At 60.4% G+C, this 18,657-nt stretch carries 16 protein-coding genes; 9 read left to right on the top strand and 7 right to left on the bottom strand.

Annotated elements, in window-relative coordinates:
• Window positions 1-62: 62 nt before the first annotated feature.
• Genes ACN0SD_RS05880 through ACN0SD_RS05870 form a run of 3 tightly spaced genes read left to right on the top strand, consistent with a single transcriptional unit; the run spans window position 63 to window position 4,006 of the window.
• On the top strand, window positions 63-1,424 hold the full coding sequence (locus tag ACN0SD_RS05880; protein ID WP_417807295.1) for a glutamine synthetase family protein: 1,362 nt from the start codon (window positions 63-65) through the stop codon (window positions 1,422-1,424).
• A gap of 42 nt (window positions 1,425-1,466) precedes the next feature.
• Entirely contained in the window at window positions 1,467-2,855 is a 1,389-nt protein-coding gene (locus ACN0SD_RS05875; protein ID WP_417807294.1) for an aldehyde dehydrogenase family protein, read from the top strand.
• Entirely contained in the window at window positions 2,852-4,006 is a 1,155-nt protein-coding gene (locus tag ACN0SD_RS05870; RefSeq protein WP_417807293.1) for an iron-containing alcohol dehydrogenase, read from the top strand. Before ACN0SD_RS05875 ends, ACN0SD_RS05870 begins: the two co-directional genes overlap by 4 nt.
• A 50-nt stretch (window positions 4,007-4,056) precedes the next feature.
• Here ACN0SD_RS05870 and ACN0SD_RS05865 read toward each other — a convergent pair whose 3' ends face one another.
• Window positions 4,057-4,509: a hypothetical protein gene (locus tag ACN0SD_RS05865; protein WP_417807292.1), complete on the bottom strand. Its 453-nt coding sequence runs from the start codon at window positions 4,507-4,509 to the stop codon at window positions 4,057-4,059.
• Between the two features lie 287 nt (window positions 4,510-4,796).
• Between ACN0SD_RS05865 and ACN0SD_RS05860 the strand changes: the two genes are divergently transcribed.
• Together ACN0SD_RS05860 and ACN0SD_RS05855 are read left to right on the top strand one after the other, a co-directional pair.
• The gene (locus ACN0SD_RS05860) at window positions 4,797-6,905 is read left to right on the top strand and encodes a YjbH domain-containing protein (RefSeq protein ID WP_417807291.1); all 2,109 of its coding nucleotides are present in this window, start codon (window positions 4,797-4,799) and stop codon (window positions 6,903-6,905) included.
• Window positions 6,902-7,582: a YjbF family lipoprotein gene (locus tag ACN0SD_RS05855; RefSeq protein ID WP_417807290.1), complete on the top strand. Its 681-nt coding sequence runs from the start codon at window positions 6,902-6,904 to the stop codon at window positions 7,580-7,582. The genes ACN0SD_RS05860 and ACN0SD_RS05855 overlap by 4 nt, the downstream gene beginning before the upstream one ends.
• Before the next feature lie 154 nt (window positions 7,583-7,736).
• On the opposite strand, the gene ACN0SD_RS05850 is transcribed toward ACN0SD_RS05855, so the two are convergent.
• The 4 genes from ACN0SD_RS05850 to ACN0SD_RS05835 form a co-directional block, all read right to left on the bottom strand.
• Window positions 7,737-7,925 carry a hypothetical protein gene (locus tag ACN0SD_RS05850; protein ID WP_038131614.1) on the bottom strand — a complete coding sequence of 63 codons (189 nt, stop codon included), beginning with the start codon at window positions 7,923-7,925 and terminating at the stop codon, window positions 7,737-7,739.
• Between the two features lie 383 nt (window positions 7,926-8,308).
• Complete coding sequence (gene argF / locus ACN0SD_RS05845) at window positions 8,309-9,235, bottom strand: ornithine carbamoyltransferase (RefSeq protein ID WP_417807289.1); 927 nt, start codon at window positions 9,233-9,235, stop codon at window positions 8,309-8,311.
• Between the two features lie 76 nt (window positions 9,236-9,311).
• On the bottom strand, window positions 9,312-10,484 hold the full coding sequence (locus ACN0SD_RS05840; protein WP_417807288.1) for an aspartate aminotransferase family protein: 1,173 nt from the start codon (window positions 10,482-10,484) through the stop codon (window positions 9,312-9,314).
• A 224-nt stretch (window positions 10,485-10,708) separates the two neighbouring features.
• On the bottom strand, window positions 10,709-11,503 hold the full coding sequence (locus ACN0SD_RS05835) for an ABC transporter permease (RefSeq protein ID WP_417807287.1): 795 nt from the start codon (window positions 11,501-11,503) through the stop codon (window positions 10,709-10,711).
• 175 nt (window positions 11,504-11,678) lie between these two features.
• Between ACN0SD_RS05835 and ACN0SD_RS05830 the strand changes: the two genes are divergently transcribed.
• The gene (locus tag ACN0SD_RS05830) at window positions 11,679-12,266 is read left to right on the top strand and encodes a GcrA family cell cycle regulator (RefSeq protein ID WP_417807286.1); all 588 of its coding nucleotides are present in this window, start codon (window positions 11,679-11,681) and stop codon (window positions 12,264-12,266) included.
• 115 nt (window positions 12,267-12,381) lie between these two features.
• Here the strand turns inward: ACN0SD_RS05830 and ACN0SD_RS05825 are convergent, their stop codons facing one another.
• Window positions 12,382-13,632 carry an OmpP1/FadL family transporter gene (locus tag ACN0SD_RS05825; protein ID WP_417807285.1) on the bottom strand — a complete coding sequence of 417 codons (1,251 nt, stop codon included), beginning with the start codon at window positions 13,630-13,632 and terminating at the stop codon, window positions 12,382-12,384.
• A 195-nt stretch (window positions 13,633-13,827) separates the two neighbouring features.
• Here ACN0SD_RS05825 and rimO point away from each other — a divergent pair, with 195 nt between their 5' ends.
• Window positions 13,828-15,213 carry a 30S ribosomal protein S12 methylthiotransferase RimO gene (gene rimO / locus ACN0SD_RS05820; protein WP_417807539.1) on the top strand — a complete coding sequence of 462 codons (1,386 nt, stop codon included), beginning with the start codon at window positions 13,828-13,830 and terminating at the stop codon, window positions 15,211-15,213.
• 324 nt (window positions 15,214-15,537) lie between these two features.
• Window positions 15,538-15,942, top strand: coding sequence for a hypothetical protein (locus ACN0SD_RS05815; RefSeq protein ID WP_417807284.1), 405 nt, complete (start codon window positions 15,538-15,540; stop codon window positions 15,940-15,942).
• 84 nt (window positions 15,943-16,026) lie between these two features.
• On the opposite strand, the gene ACN0SD_RS05810 is transcribed toward ACN0SD_RS05815, so the two are convergent.
• Window positions 16,027-16,788: an ion channel gene (locus tag ACN0SD_RS05810; RefSeq protein WP_417807283.1), complete on the bottom strand. Its 762-nt coding sequence runs from the start codon at window positions 16,786-16,788 to the stop codon at window positions 16,027-16,029.
• A 201-nt stretch (window positions 16,789-16,989) separates the two neighbouring features.
• On the opposite strand from ACN0SD_RS05810, the gene ettA reads away from it, so the two are divergent.
• Complete coding sequence (ettA, locus tag ACN0SD_RS05805) at window positions 16,990-18,645, top strand: energy-dependent translational throttle protein EttA (protein WP_417807282.1); 1,656 nt, start codon at window positions 16,990-16,992, stop codon at window positions 18,643-18,645.
• Window positions 18,646-18,657: the final 12 nt, after the last annotated feature.

Raw genomic sequence — 18,657 nt, 5'->3', positions numbered from 1 at the left:
CCTTGCCGAGCGCGCCGCCGCGCGGCACTGTCGCGCAGCCCGCTGTCCACCCGGAGGATTCCATGCCCGCCAAGTTCTCATTCGATGCGCTCAAAAAGGCTGTCAAAGCCAATGAGATCGACACCGTGATCGTCGCCCTTATCGACATGCAGGGCCGTCTTCAGGGCAAGCGGTTCCACGCCGCGCATTTTGTCGAAAGCGGCTGGCAAGAAACCCATTGCTGCAACTACCTTCTAGCCACCGATCTTGAGATGGAAACCGTGCCGGGCTATGAGGCCTCAAGCTGGGAACGCGGCTATGGCGATTACGTCATGAAGCCCGATATGGAAACGCTGCGCCTGATCCCTTGGGTGCCCGGAACGGCGCTCGTGTTGTGCGATCTGCTTGATCATCACGGCACGCCCGTGCCCCACGCGCCCCGTTCGATGCTGAAATCGCAGATCGCGCGTGCGAAGTCGCTGGGCTTTGATGTGATGATGGCGACCGAGTTGGAATTCTTCCTGTTCGAGGAAAGCTACCCCGAGTTGTTTGACGCGGGCTACCCCGACCCGACCCCGGCCTCGCGCCAAAATATCGACTATTCGATCTTTGGCAATGCACGCACCGAACCCGCGCTGCGCGACATGCGCAACGCATTGTATCATGCAGGAATCCCGGTGGAATGCTCCAAGGGCGAGGCAGAGCGCGGGCAGGAAGAGCTCAACGTCAAATACGCCCCCGGGCTTGAGACCGCCGACATGCATGTTCTTGTGAAACAATGCACCAAGGAGATTGCGCAACAACACGGGCTTTCGGCGACCTTCATGGCGAAATATCACACCGATAAGGCCGGCTCGTCCAGCCACGTCCACCAATCGCTGTGGAAAGGTGGCAAGAACGCGTTTTTTGACGCTAACGCGCCTCATGGCATGTCAGACCTGATGCGCCATTTCTTGGGCGGGCAACTGAAATACGCCCGCGACATCACCTATTTTCTTGCGCCTTACACCAACAGCTACAAACGCTTTTGCGAGGGGCTATTTGCCCCCACCAAAGCCGTCTGGTCGCTCGATAATCGCACCGCTGGATTCCGCATCTGCGGCGAAGACACCAAATCCGTGCGTGTGGAATGTCGCATTGGCGGATCAGACCTGAACCCCTATCTGGCCTGCGCCGCGCTGCTGGCCGCTGGCCTTGCGGGGATTGAGGGTGAAATCGACCCCGGCCCCGAGGCAGGCGGCGATCTTTACAAGGCGGGCGATGTGGTTGATGTGCCAAAATCCCTACCCGAGGCCGCCGAAGCGCTCCACGCCAGCGCCATGCTGCGCGCCGCCTTTGGCGATCAGGTGATGGCCCATTACACCCATGCCGCGCGCTGGGAAATCCGCGAACAAAACCGCATCGTGACCGATTGGGAACGTGCGCGCGGCTTTGAACGCGCCTAAGACTTTGCCAAGACGCGGGCAGATCGCCCGCAAGGAGACCCCATGTCAAAAGTGATCGAATGTATCTCGCCCGTTGACGGGCAGGTTTATGGCGAGCGGGAAACGCTCTCGCACCCTGATGCGCAAATGATGGTCGCGCGCGCACGTGCCGCGCAGCCCTCGTGGGCCGCGCGCCCCTTGGGCGAGCGTATCGCGCTGGTGCAGGCGGGCATCGCCGCGCTCAATGAAATGAAGGATCAGGTGGTCGAGGAACTCGCCTGGCAAATGGGCCGCCCGACACGTTACGGCGGCGAATTTAGCGGCATGAACGAACGCGCAAACTACATGATCTCGATTGCCGAGTCCTCGCTTGCGCCGATGGTGATCGAGGACAGCGCCACCGCCCTGCGCCAGATCGCGCGCGAGCCGATGGGTGTGGTGTTGATCATCGCGCCGTGGAATTACCCTTATATGACGGTGATCAACTCGCTGGTGCCCGCGCTGATTGCAGGCAATACGGTGGTGCTGAAACACGCCACGCAAACGATGCTGGTGGGCGAGCGTATCGCGCAGGCTTTCCACGCTGCTGGCATCCCCGAGGACGTGTTCCAAAACGTCTTCCTCACACATGACGTGACCGAAAAACTGCTGGGCGAGCGCGCCTTTGATTTCATTAACTTCACCGGCTCTGTCGGGGGCGGGCGGGCGCTGGAAAAGGCCGCCGCGGGGACGTTTGTCGGCATGGGACTGGAACTGGGCGGCAAAGACCCCGGCTATGTCGCCGAGGACGCCGATCTGGACGCCGCCGTCGATGGGCTGATGGATGGCGCGCTGTTCAACGCGGGGCAATGCTGCTGTGGGATTGAACGGATTTACGTCCACGAAAGCCTGTTTGACGCTTTCGTGGGCAAGGCGATTGACTGGGCGAGCAAGCTGAAGCTCGGCAACCCGTTTGACGCCGACACCACGCTTGGCCCGATGGCGAACAAACGCTTTGCCGAGGTCGTGCGCGGCCAGATCGCGGATGCGATCAACGAGGGCGCGCAGCCGCTGCTGGACCCCGCGATGTTCCCCGCCGATGACGGGGGGGCCTATCTGGCGCCGCAAATTCTGATCAACGTCAATCACGAGATGCGGGTGATGCGCGAGGAAAGTTTTGGCCCCGTGGTCGGCATCATGTCGGTCAAAAATGATGAAGAGGCAATCGCGGCGATGAACGATTGCCAATATGGCCTGACCTGTTCGCTCTGGACCGCCGACCCCGTGCGCGCCGAGGCGATTGGCGCACGACTGCAAACCGGCACCGTGTTCATGAACCGCTGCGACTATCTCGACCCGGCCTTATGCTGGACGGGGTGCAAGGAAACGGGTCGGGGGAACTCGTTGTCGGTGCTGGGCTATCACGCGCTGACGCGCCCGAAATCCTACCATCTCAAGAAGGTGACGAAATGAACGCTCCCACTGCGAACTGGTCCTATCCCACCGCGATCAAATTCGGCCCCGGCCGGATCGCGGAACTGGCCGATCACTGCAAATCGGCTGGCATGACCAAGCCGCTTCTGGTGACCGACAAGGCGCTATCGACCCTGCCGATTACCGCACAAGCTCTTGATATTCTTGACGCAGCGGGCCTTGGCCGTGCCGTTTTCAGTGACGTCGATCCGAACCCGAACGAGACCAACATGGCCGACGGCATTGCCGCCTATAAAGCGGGCGGGCATGATGGCGTGGTGTGTTTCGGCGGTGGCTCGGCGTTGGATCTGGGCAAAATGATTGCGCTGATGGCCCATCAGGACCCTGCTCTCAGCGTCTGGGATCTGGAAGATGTCGGCGATTGGTGGACGCGCGCGGATAGCGACGCCATCGCGCCGATCATCGCCGTGCCCACCACCGCTGGCACCGGCTCCGAGGTCGGGCGCGCAGGGGTTCTGACCAATTCACAGACCCATAAGAAAAAGATCATCTTTCATCCCAAACTGCTGCCCGCTGTCACGATCTGCGACCCTGAACTGACCGTCGGGATGCCCGCGTTTATCACCGCAGGCACCGGCATGGATGCGCTGGCCCATTGCCTAGAGGCCTATTGCAGCCCCCATTACCACCCAATGAGCCAAGGCATCGCGCTGGAAGGCATGCGGCTGGTGTTCGAAAACCTACCCCGCGCCTACGCCACGCCCAATGATCTGAACGCGCGCGCGCAGATGATGTCCGCCGCCGCGATGGGCGCGGTTGCGTTCCAAAAGGGTCTGGGCGCGATCCATTCGCTAAGCCACCCGATCGGCGCGGTTTACGGCACTCATCACGGCACGACGAACGCTGTGGTGATGCCGATGGTGCTCGACTTCAACCGCGCTAAGATTGAGGACCGCATCACCCGCGCGGCTGCCTATTTGGGCATTGCGGGCGGGTTCGACGGATTCAAGGCGCGCATCCTGGCGTTGCGCACCGAACTGTCGATCCCGGCAAACCTAACCGCAATGGGCATTGATCCTGCGCGTCTGGATGAGCTGACCGAAATGGCGCTGGAAGACCCGTCTTGCGGCGGCAACCCCGTTGAAATGACACGCGAAAACACCCGCGCGCTATTTGCAGCCTGTATGTAGAATATGGGCGGACCCGACGGCTTTAGGGACGCAATAAGCCGTCGGGTCGCTCACCCGGCCGGAGACGAACCGGCCATTCGAATGTAGGCCTCAGGCAGCGGGCTTGCTTGCGCCGCGACCTTTGCCCCACCGTTCACAAAGGCGCTGACCACAGCGCCATGCACCTGAATCAAAAGCGCCACATTCGCATCGTCAGAGCGCTCAACCGCGCAAACCCCATCGGGCAGATCGTGCAGCACCAGTTCGACCTTGTCGGCCTGCGCAAAGATTTCGGCAAAGGCCGGATCCCAATGGCGCAAACCCCATTTTTCGACCATGCGCGCATGCATCGCGTGGGCATGTTTGCGGATCAGCGCCGCAATCGCAGGGTCATCTGAACGAGTCTCGGCGACGATCCCGTCGTGCGTGTTGGTGACGCTGCGGGTGATCTGGTCGTAATGCTTCAAAAGCGCGTGGAAATCGGCCTGATCGTCATGATGACGCTGGGCGCGATCAGGGCCCATGCCCTGCCCCCGGCCGCCGCCGTGACCACCGCGATGACCACTACGTTTTTGATCGGATTGGGACAACTCGTGAGACATCATTTCCTCGCTATGATATGTTATCTTATATCGTGAACTTTCTGCGGATCATTTAGACAGATTGCCGCAGCCACGGTTTTCAGCATTTGACGCGCGGCAAGGATGCAACCCTGCCCCAAGAAACGCCAATCTTGCGCCCGATACGCTCGCAAAATCACGTCACCTCGTCTAGAAATACCCTCAAGAGACGCGGTTTTGAGGGAAGACGCATGAAACGGATTACGGGTGGCATCGCAAGCGCAGCGCTTTTGGCAGGGATGGGCTTTGCACAGACGGCCCATGCGCAAGATCAACTCGCCCAGAATCAACTCGCGTGGAGCATCGGCACCCTTGGCGCACCCGGCGTGATCGACACTCCCACCGCCGAGACGTTTCGCGATGGCGAACTGGTTGCCTCGGTCTCTGGTTATTCCGACAGCCAGCGCGGCAATTTCTCGTTTCAGATGTTCCCGCGCCTGACCGCCACCCTGCGCTTTTCGCGCGAAAAAGGGCTGGGCGTTGGCGGGGATACCCTCAAGGACCGCAGCTTTGATCTGCATCTGCAATTGCTCAAGGAAAAGGGCTGGCGTCCGGCCTTTGCCGTTGGGCTGCGCGATATGTTTGGTGACGGGGTTTACGCCTCGGAATATGTGGTGGCCACCAAGACCTTCACGCCGCGTCTGCGCGCGAGTGTGGGTTGGGGCTGGGGTCGGCTTGGCTCGGGCGGTTCGGGCGGTGGCACACGTCCTGCCGCGTCGCTTTCGGGCGGGCTAAACAATGACACTTGGTTCAAAGGACCGTCCGCGCCCTTCGCCTCGGTGATCTGGCAGGCGACCGACAAAATCGCGCTCAAGGCTGAATATAGCGACGATGACTACACCGCCGAAACCGCCGCAAACGGGTTTGACAACAAGACCCCGCTGAATTTCGGCGTCGATTACAAGATCAATAATATCGCGTCGGTGTCGGGCTATGTTTTGCACGGCTCCAAGGTTGGCTTCCAGTTCAATATCGCGCTCGATCCGCGCCAGCCCGCCGCACCTTCGGGGCTGGAACGCGCGCCCGTTCCCGTCGCGCCGCGCCCTTCGCGCGCCAGCAATCCCCAAGCCTACGCCACCGATTGGGCGCAAGACCCGACCGCGCAACCCGCGATCCAGAAATCCATCGGCGATGCGCTGATGAAAGACGGCCAAGTGCTTGAGGCGATGAAACTTTCGCCCACCAGCGCCGATCTGCGCATCTCAAACGAGACCTATCGCGCCAATCCCCAAGCCATCGGTCACGCCGCGCGCATCGCAAGCCGCGCCCTGCCCGCATCGATCGACACGATCAAGGTCACCTTGATGGAGCGCGGCATGCCCGCGTCGACCACGACGCTGAAACGCTCGGACATCGAGCGGCTGGAAAACGGCCCCTCGACGCAGATTGCCACCGTTGCGCAGATCGGGGAAAGCGAGCGCGGCAATCGCGGCTTCACGCAGACGCCCGGCGTCTATCCGCGCCTGCTGTGGGGCATCGCGCCCTATCTCGAACTGTCGCCCTTTGATCCCATCGAAGATCTGCACGCAGATCTCGGCGTCACGCTTAGCGGGCGCTATGAATTCGCGCCCGGTCTGGTGGTTGCAGGCGCACTGCGCCAAAAGGCGATTGGCAATCTTGACGACAATCCGAAGACCTCGACCTCGACCGTGCAGCATGTGCGCAGCGACATTTACGAATATCAGCGCGAGGGCGATCTCACGATTCCCTACCTGACCTTTGCCGCCTACGGTCGCCCCGCCGACAATCTATATTCGCGCGTCACAGTCGGTCTGCTGGAACAGATGTATGGCGGGGTTTCGGGCGAATTGCTGTGGAAACCGGTCGATAGCCGTTTGGCGCTGGGTGCCGAAGTGAACGTGGTCAAGCAGCGTGACTACGATCAGCATTTCTCCTTCCTCGACTATTCGACGACCACCGCCTTCCTCTCGGCCTATTACGACTTTGGCAACGGGCTGACGGGCGAGTTGGATGTCGGGCGCTATCTGGCGCGCGATTTCGGCGCGACGATTTCGCTGGATCGCGAATTGGCCAATGGCTGGAAAGTCGGCGCTTGGGCGACGCTCACCGATATGTCGGGCAGCGATTTCGGGCCGGGTAAGTTTGACAAGGGCGTCCGCCTGACGATCCCGCTGGGCTATGCAACGGGCATGCCTTCGCTCAAAAGCTTCTCGACCACACTGCGCCCCTATGTCGGCGATGGTGGGGCGCGCGTGGATGTGCAGGGCCGCTTGTATGAGACGCTGGATGGCAGCCAGCAAGGTGGGCTGTATCGCGATTGGGGGAGGTTCTGGCGATGAGCCGGAGCGTCCTTGGCGCGACTGCGCTGATCGCGGCGCTTGGCGCGTGTAGCCATGACAGCGCAGGCATTCAGGAAAAGAAATCAGGCGGAGTCAAAATGGTGACCTCGGCGCTGGGTCAGGTGCTGCCGGGCAAAAAGAAAGCCGCCGAAAATGCGGCACCGCAAGACCCCAACGCGCTGGCCGCCGCTGCGCTGCAATCTCTGCAAGGCCCTGTGATCATGGTCACATTTGAGGCCAACAAGGCCGCGACCGTCGCTGCGATGCGCGGTCAAAACGGCACGATGCGCACCTATCAAACCCCCGATCAGCGCGCCTTCGTGCTGCGCGGCGGGCTGCTGGCAGGCACACGCGGATTCGGGCGCGACCTGATGTCAGCCGATACCAGCGCTGCCGGAGCGCTGATCCGCGCCGCCAAGGCTGGCACCGCGCCGCGCGTTTATCGCTATCTCGATGGCGATGGCGAGGAACGCCCCCTGCCCGTGTCCTGCACGATCACGCCGGGCGGCACGGTGCAGCAAGGCCCCGTCACCGCCCAGCAGGTCGGCGAGCATTGCGAGGGCTCGGGCGTCAGTCTGGACATGAGCTATCTCGTTGCGGGCGGCACGATTTTGGCCTCACGGCAATGGGTTGGGCCGGGATTGGGCTATGTCGCGATCCAACAGTTGCGCAACTAAGCCCGCTGCCCCTAGCCCAATTCCGATACACGAAAGCCCCCGAAACCCGGGGGCTTTTTCGTGTCGCGACACCTACGCACTGGCGCGCACTCAGACATTAAAAAAGACCGAAGCGCACGCGCTCCGGCCTTTTCTAACTTGGTATCGTCCGAACTTAGTTGTTCGACGCTGCAACAGCGACGGCAACCAGCAGAAGAACCGGGATGATGATCCCAGCGTTCGAGGAGGACGACTGCTGAACCACAACGGGCTCGGGCTCAACAACAGGAGCGACGTAGCCGCCAGCAAATGCAGCAGAACCGGTGAGGCCGAGGGCCAGAGCGATGGTAGCGATCTTTTTCATAGTAATCTCCGTCATGACCGATAGGAGCCGCTTACAGTTAGCGGCATCGAAGGGAGATTTGCATAGGTGAGCGGGCTTTGAAAGAATAAAGCTTGGGCGTGCTGCCCTGCGGCGCGGAACTGTTGCACTTTGGCACAGATGTGACGCCAAAAGCGCAAAACTAAGGCGCGGCAGCGCGCTTTGGTCGCATCAAGCCCGCAGGCACGACCCGAAATCTGCCAGAAATTTCGCGGCTTTGCCCGATTCCCTGCCGTACGCACCCTATGCGCATAGAATCACCGAGCCAAAACACAAAGCCGCTAAAAGGGTAAAATTAAAGTTAGCGATAATTTACCGCCCCGAAAGCGGACAGGCAGGGGCGCATCCCCGCCTGACGCAAGCCTTCAAACGCCCAGACAGTGCCGCATCACAGCCTTTTGCGCGTGCAGACGGTTTTCCGCCTCGTCGAAAATCACCGATTGCGGGCCGTCCATGACAGCGCTCGTGACCTCATCGTTGCGATGCGCGGGCAGGCAATGCATGAACAGCGCGTCTGGGTTGGCATGCGCCATCAGCGCCTCGTTGACCTGATAGCCACGTAGCTGGTTGTGCCGTCGCTCCTTGGCCGATTCCGGGTCATGCATCGAAACCCAAGTGTCCGTCACGATCAGATCCGCCCCGCTGACGGCCTTGACCGGATCACGCTCGATCACCGCCCGCACCCCTTTGGAGCGTGCAAACTCCAGCCATGCGGCTTCAGGGTCCAGCGGCGGCGGGCCGGTAAAGGTAAAGTCGAACCCGAACTGCCCGGCCGCATGCAGGAACGAGGCGCAGACGTTATTGCCATCGCCCGACCACACCACTTTCTTGCCCTTGATCGGGCCGCGATGTTCCTCGTAGGTCATCACATCGGCCATGATCTGGCAGGGATGGGTGCGGTCGGTCAGCCCGTTGATCACCGGAACGCTGGCATATTCCGCCATCTCGAGCAGGGTTTCCTCCTCAAACGTGCGGATCATGATCAGATCGACATAGCGGCTGAGAACGCGCGCCGTATCGGCGATCGTCTCGCCATGGCCAAGCTGCATATCGCTACCCGACAGTACCATCGTCTGCCCGCCCATCTGGCGCACCCCGACATCGAAACTTACCCGCGTGCGCGTCGAGGGTTTCTCAAAGATCAGCGCCACCATGCGCCCCGCCAAGGGTTGGTCGTCATCGGGTGCGCCTTTAGGGCGGTCTTGGCGGGCACGCTTCATCGCGATGCCTTGGTCAATCATCGCGCGCAAAGCGGCGGGGTCGGTTTTGTGAATGTCGAGAAAATGGGTCATGGGTTTGTCTTTCGTGGCGGCTCGCCGGGGGCTGTCTGCCCCCGGACCCCCGAGGATATTTTCATCAAGAGGAAGATCAGGATTCAAGTTGCGTGGTGGCGGCGTCGAGGCGATTGACCGCCTCGGACAGATCCGCCTCTGAGATATTAAGCGCAGGCAGCAGGCGCAGCACATTGTCGGCGGCGGGCACTGTCAACAGGTTTTGATCATAGGCGGCGGCAACCAGATCGGCTGGCGCGCGCTTGCATTTCAGCCCCAGCATCAGCCCCACACCGCGCACGCTTTCGAACGTGTCGGGATGGCTTGCGACAAGCCCTTCGAGTTTTTGGCGCAAGAAACCCGCCTTGGCGTTGACCTGATCCAGAAACGCCGGGTCCGAGACGATCTCCATCACCTTGGCCCCCACCGCACAGCCCAGCGGATTGCCGCCATAGGTCGAGCCATGCGTGCCAGCGGTCATACCGCTCGCCGCGTTTTCGGTGGCTAAAATCGCGCCCAGCGGAAAGCCTCCGCCGATGCCCTTGGCGACCATCATGATATCGGGCGTCACGCCCGCCCATTCATGGGCAAACAGCCGCCCCGTGCGTCCCATGCCGCATTGCACCTCGTCAAAGATCAGCAGCGCACCGGTGCTGTCACACAGATCGCACAGCCCCTTGAGGCATTGATCGGGGACCGGACGAATACCGCCCTCGCCCTGCACCGGTTCAATCAGAATGGCGGCGGTTTTATCGTTGACAGCAGCATTCAGCGCGTCGTGATCGCCCCATGGCAATTGCGTGAAACCCGGCAGCAGCGGGCCGAACCCTTTGACCATCTTTTCGGAATGAGGCACTGCCGAGATCGCCCCGGTCGAGCGGCCATGAAAAGCGCCGTCAAAGGTGATGATCTCGATCCGGTCCTCGCCCTTGGCCGACCAGTACTTGCGCGCCATCTTGATCGCGAGTTCCGCAGCCTCGGTGCCGGAATTGGTGAAAAATACCGTATCGGCAAAGCTGTGCTCGACCAGCGCATCCGCCAGCGCCTGCTGTTGCGGGATCTGATACAGGTTGGAGACATGCCACAGGTTTTGCGCCTGCTCGGTCAATGCGGCCACCAGTTCAGGTGCGGCATGGCCCAGCGCATTCACCGCGATCCCCGCGCCCATATCAAGATATCGCTGCCCGTCTGCCGTCTCCAGCCAAGAGCCAGCGCCTTTGACAAAGGCTAGGGGTGCGCGGTTGTAAGTGGGCAAAACAGAAGGGATCATCTGTTGGTCTCCGGAAAAAAGAAGGCCAAGGGGTGCATCAGGCATAAAGCGCTGTCAACACTCATGGCCTTGGGGTCAACGATTTGGGGATGTGGCACGGGGCCACGGCAGATCGGACGTCAGGCGCGAATGCGGCGACGTCGGCGGGCGGCGATATGGCGGCACGTTGTGATCATGGGCGTTGCATTAGGGCGCGCCCTGCGCAAAGTAAAGAGGTTTCGCGGTTACGACTTCATCCGGTAGCCGATGCGCAGCCAATACCACCCTAGACCCAACACAACGACCAGAGCGGGCAAAACAACCAACAGCCCTTGCCAAGGCGGCGCATCCGACACACCCAGAAACCCGAACCGCGCGCCGTCGATCAGGTAGAAGACCGGGTTGTAATGGGTCAGGATTTGAAACGCTGGCGGCAGCGCCTTGGCCGAATAAAACGTGCCCGACAAAAACGACAGCGGCGTGATGATGAAGTTGGTGATCGCGGCCATCTGATCAAACTTATCGGCGAAAATCGCCGCCAGAATACCTAAGCCCCCAAGGAATACCGCCCCCAGAACCACCCAGGTCAGCGCCCAGAACGGATGCGCAATCCCTTGGTCCAGCGTGATAAACAGCCCGACCCAAATCACAAAGGCCACCAACAAGGACCGCGCCACCGCGCCGATAAGATAGCCGACCATGATCTCCCACGGGGCCAAGGGCGGCATCAACGTGTCCACGATATTGCCCTGCACCTTGGCAATTACGATAGAGCTGGAGGTATTGGCAAACGCGTTCTGGATCACCGTCATCATCAAGATGCCGGGCGCGATGAAATGCAGGAAATCGACACCCATCACTGGCGCACGCCCCTTGCCAAAGGCCAGCGCGAACACCGTCAGAAACAGCCCCGCCGTGATCAGCGGTGCCAGCACAGTCTGCTGCCAGACCGACATAAAACGCCGGATCTCGCGCAGGCCCAGCGTCTGCATGCCCAGCCAGTTCACCGCACCAAAACGGCGCACACCTATATCTTGCATCTCGGCTCTCCCCAACTTACCCGCTCACCTAGCACGCAGATCGGCACTGTCCAACGTGCGCGCCCTTGAAAATCGGCCTGCGCGATTGTATCTGTGCCCCTTACCGCTAGAATGTGCCTTGCACGCATCCCTGCGCCCGCCCTTTTCGGGCACCCTGCACAATGAGAGGCTTCCCATGTCCTGGACCGACGAACGCGTAGATCTGCTCAAGAAGATGTGGTCCGAGGGCCAATCCGCGAGCCAGATCGCCAAGGAACTGGGCGGCGTGACGCGCAATGCGGTGATCGGTAAGGTGCACCGGTTGGGCCTGTCCAACCGTGCAGGCGGCGCGGCGGAACCCGCCAAGCCCGAGGCCAAACCCGAAAAGGTAGAGGCCAAGCCCGCCAAGCCCACGCCCGAGATTAAGCCCGCCGAAAAACCGGCCCCCGTCACGAGTGCCGCGCGCCCGGATCCCGCGCCGGTGCAAGCGTCGAGTCCGGCGCGCAAAGCGATCATTCCTGCGGGCCAGCCATTGCCGCCCCAACCCTCCGCCAATGAGATCGACCCGGCAGCGCTTGCCAAAGTCGGCGAAGTGGAAAAGCACGCCAAGAAACTTGGCCTGATGGAGCTGACCGAGCGGACCTGCAAATGGCCGATCGGCGATCCCGCAACCGAAGAATTCTGGTTCTGCGGCCTGCCCAGCCAAGCGGGCAAACCCTATTGCGAGGCTCATGTCGGCGTAGCGTTCCAACCGATGAGCGCCCGCCGCGACCGTCGCCGCTAGGTGACGCAGCACGGCAAATCAGGCGAGCACCGCGACCGCCGCCGCTAGGCGGTGCCGCCGATCAATAGAAAAAGGGCGCCCCGCGAGGCGCCCTTTTGCATGAGATGGTGTCGGCTTAGAACCGCCGCGTCCAGCCGATCGAGGCCGAGAACTGGTGCATGTCCAACTCTACCTCGCCACCGGTCATGAACGCCCCCTTGATTTCATGCGGCAAGACATAATTCACCGCGAAATCCAGCGTATCGCGGTCGTTGATCTTCTTAGCGCCGCCAAAGCTGAAATGGTGCTCGACAATCCCGGGCGCAAAAACACCCATCGTCACGTCATCGGTACCGACCGGGTTGCTCGCATAGGCATAACCCGCCCGCCAGATAATGTCCGGGTTTTGCTGCCATTCTGCGCCAAGTCGAACGACTGACACATCATCCCAGCCAAAGCCCGCGCCGCCTGCCGCGCCATAAAGTCCGGCAGTTTGCGGATTTCCGACAGCGCCGATATCAGAATAGAAAATCTTTTGCAGATCCAGCATCAAGGTCAGATCCGAGCGAGGCTTGAACGCAAGCCCAGCGGTGATCGAAGCGGGAACGTCAAAACTGCCGCCATCCTCGAACAGCCCCGCATATTTGTCGAATTTCGACATCTTGAACCGTGTTTGCCCGGACAGGCCCAGCGTAAGTTGCGGCGAAACCTCGTATTTGATCCCCGCGCGCAATCCGACACCGGTGGACATATCATAACCGCGATTGCTGAAATTCGCCGGATCGACCGATGACCCCGAAAAGGCCGCAATCCCGCGCGCGGCAAAACGCTGCACGGCGAAGGTCGGCGCGATGCCCCAGCTGAAATTGCCGTCCTTGCGCCCATACCCGACCGAGACAAACATCTGCATCAGATCTACGCCCGCCTTGCCGCCACAAAAGATACCGGTGCCGCCACCGCAATTGGGGTTGGCTACATCCGGGTAGCTCGTGTTCATCCCGCCATTGCCATAGACCATGACATTGAGCGCGCCACCCCCGTCCAGCGGGCGGTTATAGCCGAAATTGGGGATCGGGAACCAGTCATGCCCGGACCGGGTCTCGCCATCGGGCAGGAAATTGGTTCCACTCGCCGTAAAACCCCGGCGCGGCGAAAATGCCTCGATCCCAAAACTCATCTGATGGCCGATATCTCCGATATTCGCGGGGTTGATCGCCGCCGACATCGCGTCTTGCGAATAGGCCACACCCGCGCCACCAACACCGCGCTGCGCCGCACCATAGGCGAGCGCAAAATAGCCCTCGGTGGCGCTGGCCACCTGTGGAAGCGCCGCCGTCAGGCACACCAAAGCCACTCCCGCAAAACGGGTTTTCGTCAATTTTGTCATTCTATCCTCCCTTTGGGCCGGGTCAGGTGGCGCGCGCGAGTCTCCCTCTCTGCACAAGCCTCCGGCAGCGTCGAAACAACGCTTGCAGATATTCAACTTTACTTATGTGACCTAAGGCAAGCGTTTTCTGGCCTAATTAAGCGCAGCATCGTCTCGGGGCTTTCCGTGTGCACGCGCGCAGTCTATATCGCGGGCATGAGCACCAACCCCCCGACCCTGCGCCCCGATCTTGCGCCGCGCGCCCGCATCACCGACGCCCCCCGCCCCGGCCAGCCGGTGATCGGGATGGTCTCGCTTGGCTGTCCCAAAGCGCTGGTGGATAGCGAGCGGATTTTGACCCGTCTGCGCGCCGAAGGCTATGCGATCAGCCCCGATTACGCTGGCGCCGATGCGGTGATCGTGAACACCTGCGGCTTCCTTGATAGCGCCAAGGCCGAAAGTCTTGAGGCAATCGGCGAGGCGCTGAACGAAAATGGACGCGTCATCGTGACCGGCTGTCTGGGAGCAGAACCCGATTACATCACCGGCGCGCATCCCAGCGTGTTGGCGGTGACTGGCCCGCATCAATACGAACAGGTGCTGGACGCGGTGCATGTCGCCGTGCCGCCCGATCCGCATCCTTTCATTGATCTGCTGCCCGCAACCGGCGTGTCGCTGACGCCGCGCCATTACAGCTATCTCAAGATTTCCGAGGGCTGCAACCACAAGTGCAAGTTCTGCATCATCCCCGATATGCGCGGTCGCCTTGTGTCGCGCCCGGCCCATGCGGTGATCCGCGAGGCCGAGAAACTGGTCGAGGCGGGCGTGCGCGAATTGCTGGTGATTTCGCAAGATACCTCGGCTTACGGCGTGGATATCAAACATGCCAGTGATCGCGGCCACCGCGCCCATATCACCGATCTGGCGCGCGATCTTGGATCGCTTGGCGCGTGGGTGCGGCTGCATTACGTCTACCCCTACCCGCATGTGCGCGACTTGATCCCGCTAATGGCCGAAAGCCACGCCAATGGCGGCGGCGTACTGCCCTACCTCGATATTCCCTTCCAGCACGCGCACCCGGATGTTCTCAAACGCATGGCGCGGCCCGCGGCGAGCGCGAAAACGCTTGACGAGATCGCCGCATGGCGCGCGACCTGCCCCGGCATCACCCTGCGCTCGACCTTTATCGTCGGCTATCCCGGCGAAACCGAGGCCGAGTTCCAGTATCTGCTGGACTGGATGGACGAGGCGCAGCTTGATCGGGTTGGGTGTTTTCAATACGAAAACGTCGATGGCGCACGGTCCAACGCCCTGCCCGATCAAGTTCCAGATGAGGTCAAACAAAACCGATGGGACCGCTTCATGCAAAAAGCTCAAGCGATTTCCGAGGCGAAATTGCAAGCCAAGGTCGGCACAACCTGCCAAGTGATCGTCGATAGCATCGACTCCGAGGGCGCCACCTGCCGCACTAAGGCCGATGCCCCCGAAATCGACGGCAACCTGTTCATCGACGAGGGCTTTGAGGCCATCAACCCCGGCGATATCGTGACGGTCGAAGTGGATGAGGCCAGCGATTACGACCTGTGGGGGCGGCTGGTGTGAGGCCACCGCCGCCCACCTATAGCGTTGCAGCGAATGTCCGCTTCGAGCCCAAAGTGCCTGATGCTGCATGGCGTGCGAATGTCGGCTCTGAGGCTCGTCTTTTGGCAATCGATGTTGAGTTTTTACTTCGCGTTGGAACTAAAGGATTGCGGTCAACTGCTGCTTGTAGCCAAGATTGTTCGTCGGATTACCACTCCAGCCGCAAGCAGAAAAGGTTCGGTCGGCTTTCCACCAGCCTGATTGCTCTGCGCCGGGCAATTCATCGATCCTTGCGCAGAAAGACGCGGTGTGCGATGCGAAGGAAAACCTACAAGGAGCTCAATGATGCAGCGCTGCTCGATGACTGAAATATTGAATTCCGCAAACCTGCTGCCATTCGAACGGCAGCACATACAGTTCCTAGTCTCCCTTCTCAAAAAACAATATGCAAAGAGGCTAGTTGTTCGATTCCATCCCCTGTTTGCCGACTCTCCGCAGGAAGCGCTCGCGAAAATGCAGGACGGGATATTCGTTTTGACCTGCCCGCAAATACAGTCAGACTTTGTGTTCACCTGCGAGAACGGAGGCAAGGGGCTATTCGGCGGTCAGAAGAGAGTTTTCAAGGTCTTTATTGGCGACCTTGAGCTCGATGACTTTACTGCAGCGAACACTTTCAAATCGTTCGGAATCGCTACGACTTCGGTCAACAACATCTTTCGAAACGAAGGCCTCCTAAGCGGTGCCGTCTAACTGCTTCGGTTCGTATTCTCTGTTCCCGAGATCCGTCCTTGGCACGACCCAATCGGATGCCCGTTCCGTCCGCGCAGCCGCCCCTCACGTCAGCCCTTCGGTGTCGATATGCACGACATCGCCGCAATGCTTGCAATGGATCGCGTCGGCATCATGCAGGCTCAGTCCGCAGGTTTGACACTCGTAGCGCACCTTTGTCGGGCGGAACAGCACCTGCGCGAGGCGCAAAAACAGCGTCACGCCGAAGATCATGATCAGCACCGACAGCATCCGCCCCCATTCGCCCTTGGGGGTAATGTCGCCAAAACCGGTCGTCGTCAGCGTCGTCACCGTGAAATACAGCGCATCGGCGTAATTGTTGATCTCGGGGTTGATGCTGACCTGCGTGGCATAGATCAGCCCCGTCATCACGAACAAAAACACCGTCAGGTTGATCCCCGCCAGCACGACATCCTCATTGCGGCGGAAAAACACAAAGTCGCGCCGCAGCCGTGCCATTAACTGATAGGTGTGCATCAGGCGCAAGGTGCGCAGGATGCGAAAGAACCCCAGCCCCTCGCCCGCGATCGGTGCCAGAAACGAAATGATGGCAATAATATCGGCCCATGTCGCGATCCGGCTCCAAAACCGCCATTTGCCCTGCGTGATCGCAAAGCGCGCGACGAAATCAGCCACGATCACCACCCCGATCAGCGCATCAGCGATCTCGATCCATAATACATGCGGGAAAAACGAGGTGACGATCACAAAAGCAATCGTGCTCAGGTCAAACGCCAGCAATGCGTAGCGAAACTGATGCGCGCGCGCGCCATCAGATTCATAGAGCATCTTCAAACTGGCGATCATGGTGCCTCCCCGACAAATCCCCTTGGTAAAACCGATAACGGGTTTGCGCAGCACTGGCAAAGGCAGCGATCACCGCTTTCACATACGCTCTTTGACGCCATCGCGACGCAACGCAACTCGCACCACCCCTTAGCCCCCCTTTCCCTACCGTCGGTTTCCGACTAGAACGCGCCCAAACCCCCTATTCTTACGAGGTGCACGATGGCGGCCTATCAATATGTCTATCACATGGATGGTGTCTCCAAGACCTATCCCGGTGGCAAAAAATGCTTTGAAAATATCCACCTGAACTTCCTTCCCGGCGTCAAGATCGGCGTAGTCGGCGTCAACGGCGCGGGTAAATCCACGCTACTGAAAATCATGGCCGGCATGGATAAGGATTTTCAAGGCGAGGCTTGGGCCGCAAAAGGCGCCAAAGTCGGCTATCTCGCGCAGGAACCCGAACTGGACGACACCAAAACCGTGCGTGAAAACGTCATGCTGGGTGTCGCTGCGAAAACCGCCAAGCTAGAGCGTTACAACGAGCTGGCGATGAACTACAGCGATGAGACCGCCGACGAGATGGCCGCGCTGCAAGACCAGATCGACGCGGAAAACCTGTGGGATCTCGACAGCCAAGTCGATATCGCACTGGAGGCCCTGCGCTGCCCGCCCGATGACGCCAACGTCGCCAACCTCTCGGGCGGCGAACGTCGCCGCGTCGCGCTGTGCCAACTGCTGCTCGAAGCGCCCGACATGCTGCTGCTGGACGAGCCGACCAACCACCTTGACGCCGAAACCATCGCTTGGCTGCAAAAGCACCTGATCGAATACAAGGGCACGATCCTGTGCGTCACCCACGACCGCTATTTCCTTGACGATATCACCTCGTGGATCTTGGAACTCGAACGCGGTCGCGGCATCCCCTACGAGGGCAACTACTCGGCATGGCTGGAACAGAAAGCCAAGCGGATGGCGCAAGAGGCGCGTGAGGACAAGGCCAAGCAGAAGGTGCTTGAAAAGGAACTCCAATGGATCCGCGCCGGGGCCAAGGCCCGTCAGGCGAAATCCAAGGCCCGCATCGCGGCCTATGACAAGATGGCCGATGAGGGGGTCAAGGATCGCGTCGGCAAGGCGCAGATCATCATCCCCAACGGCCCGCGTCTGGGCGGCAAGGTGATCGAGGTCGAGAACCTCAAGAAACACATGGGCGACAAGCTGTTGATCGAGGATCTGACGTTCTCGCTGCCGCCCGGTGGCATCCTTGGCGTGATCGGCCCGAACGGCGCGGGGAAGTCCACGCTGATCAAAATGATCACGGGCGACGAGAAACCCGATAGCGGCGAGATCACCATCGGCGACACGGTCAAGCTGGCCTATGTCGATCAGTCGCGCGACGCGCTTGGCGCCGATCACAACGTCTGGGAGGAAATCTCGGGCGGGGCAGAAATGATCGAGCTGGGCGATGCGCAGGTCGCCAGCCGCGCCTATGTCGGCGCGTTCAACTTCAAGGGCGCAGACCAGCAGAAAAAAGTCGGCCAGCTTTCGGGCGGTGAACGCAACCGCGTGCATATGGCGAAACTGCTGAAATCGGGCGGTAACGTGCTGCTGCTCGATGAACCGACCAACGATCTGGACGTCGAAACCCTGCAAGCGCTGGAAGCCGCCATCGAAGATTTCGCTGGCTGCGCCGTGATCATCTCGCACGACCGCTTTTTCCTGGATCGCCTGTGCACGCATATTCTGGCATTCGAAGGCGACGCCCATGTCGAGTTCTTTGAGGGCAACTTCGAGGATTACGAAGCGGATAAAATCCGTCGTTTGGGGGCAGATGCGGCAGAGCCGAAGCGTGTGAAGTATAAGAAGTTTACGCGGTGATTTGCCACTTGC

Origin of the sequence: Thioclava sp., assembly GCF_048263065.1 — a bacterium.
Taxonomy (GTDB): Bacteria; Pseudomonadota; Alphaproteobacteria; order Rhodobacterales; family Rhodobacteraceae; genus Thioclava.
The sequence above is the reverse complement of the archived record's forward strand: the minus strand, read 5'-3'. Positions and strand labels throughout refer to the sequence as shown.

What these genes read in the sequence shown, in the direction of transcription:
- ACN0SD_RS05830 (WP_417807286.1), top strand. Translation starts at nt 11,679, where the DNA reads ATGTCCTGGACCGACGAACGCGTAGATCTGCTCAAGAAGATGTGGTCC.
- ACN0SD_RS05810 (WP_417807283.1), bottom strand. Translation starts at nt 16,788, where the DNA reads ATGATCGCCAGTTTGAAGATGCTCTATGAATCTGATGGCGCGCGCGCG.
- ACN0SD_RS05855 (WP_417807290.1), top strand. Translation starts at nt 6,902, where the DNA reads ATGAGCCGGAGCGTCCTTGGCGCGACTGCGCTGATCGCGGCGCTTGGC.
- ACN0SD_RS05825 (WP_417807285.1), bottom strand. Translation starts at nt 13,632, where the DNA reads ATGACAAAATTGACGAAAACCCGTTTTGCGGGAGTGGCTTTGGTGTGC.
- ACN0SD_RS05815 (WP_417807284.1), top strand. Translation starts at nt 15,538, where the DNA reads ATGCAGCGCTGCTCGATGACTGAAATATTGAATTCCGCAAACCTGCTG.
- ACN0SD_RS05850 (WP_038131614.1), bottom strand. Translation starts at nt 7,925, where the DNA reads ATGAAAAAGATCGCTACCATCGCTCTGGCCCTCGGCCTCACCGGTTCT.
- ACN0SD_RS05870 (WP_417807293.1), top strand. Translation starts at nt 2,852, where the DNA reads ATGAACGCTCCCACTGCGAACTGGTCCTATCCCACCGCGATCAAATTC.
- ACN0SD_RS05875 (WP_417807294.1), top strand. Translation starts at nt 1,467, where the DNA reads ATGTCAAAAGTGATCGAATGTATCTCGCCCGTTGACGGGCAGGTTTAT.
- ACN0SD_RS05840 (WP_417807288.1), bottom strand. Translation starts at nt 10,484, where the DNA reads ATGATCCCTTCTGTTTTGCCCACTTACAACCGCGCACCCCTAGCCTTT.
- argF (WP_417807289.1), bottom strand. Translation starts at nt 9,235, where the DNA reads ATGACCCATTTTCTCGACATTCACAAAACCGACCCCGCCGCTTTGCGC.
- ACN0SD_RS05865 (WP_417807292.1), bottom strand. Translation starts at nt 4,509, where the DNA reads ATGGGCCCTGATCGCGCCCAGCGTCATCATGACGATCAGGCCGATTTC.
- ACN0SD_RS05835 (WP_417807287.1), bottom strand. Translation starts at nt 11,503, where the DNA reads ATGCAAGATATAGGTGTGCGCCGTTTTGGTGCGGTGAACTGGCTGGGC.
- rimO (WP_417807539.1), top strand. Translation starts at nt 13,828, where the DNA reads ATGAGCACCAACCCCCCGACCCTGCGCCCCGATCTTGCGCCGCGCGCC.
- ettA (WP_417807282.1), top strand. Translation starts at nt 16,990, where the DNA reads ATGGCGGCCTATCAATATGTCTATCACATGGATGGTGTCTCCAAGACC.
- ACN0SD_RS05860 (WP_417807291.1), top strand. Translation starts at nt 4,797, where the DNA reads ATGAAACGGATTACGGGTGGCATCGCAAGCGCAGCGCTTTTGGCAGGG.
- ACN0SD_RS05880 (WP_417807295.1), top strand. Translation starts at nt 63, where the DNA reads ATGCCCGCCAAGTTCTCATTCGATGCGCTCAAAAAGGCTGTCAAAGCC.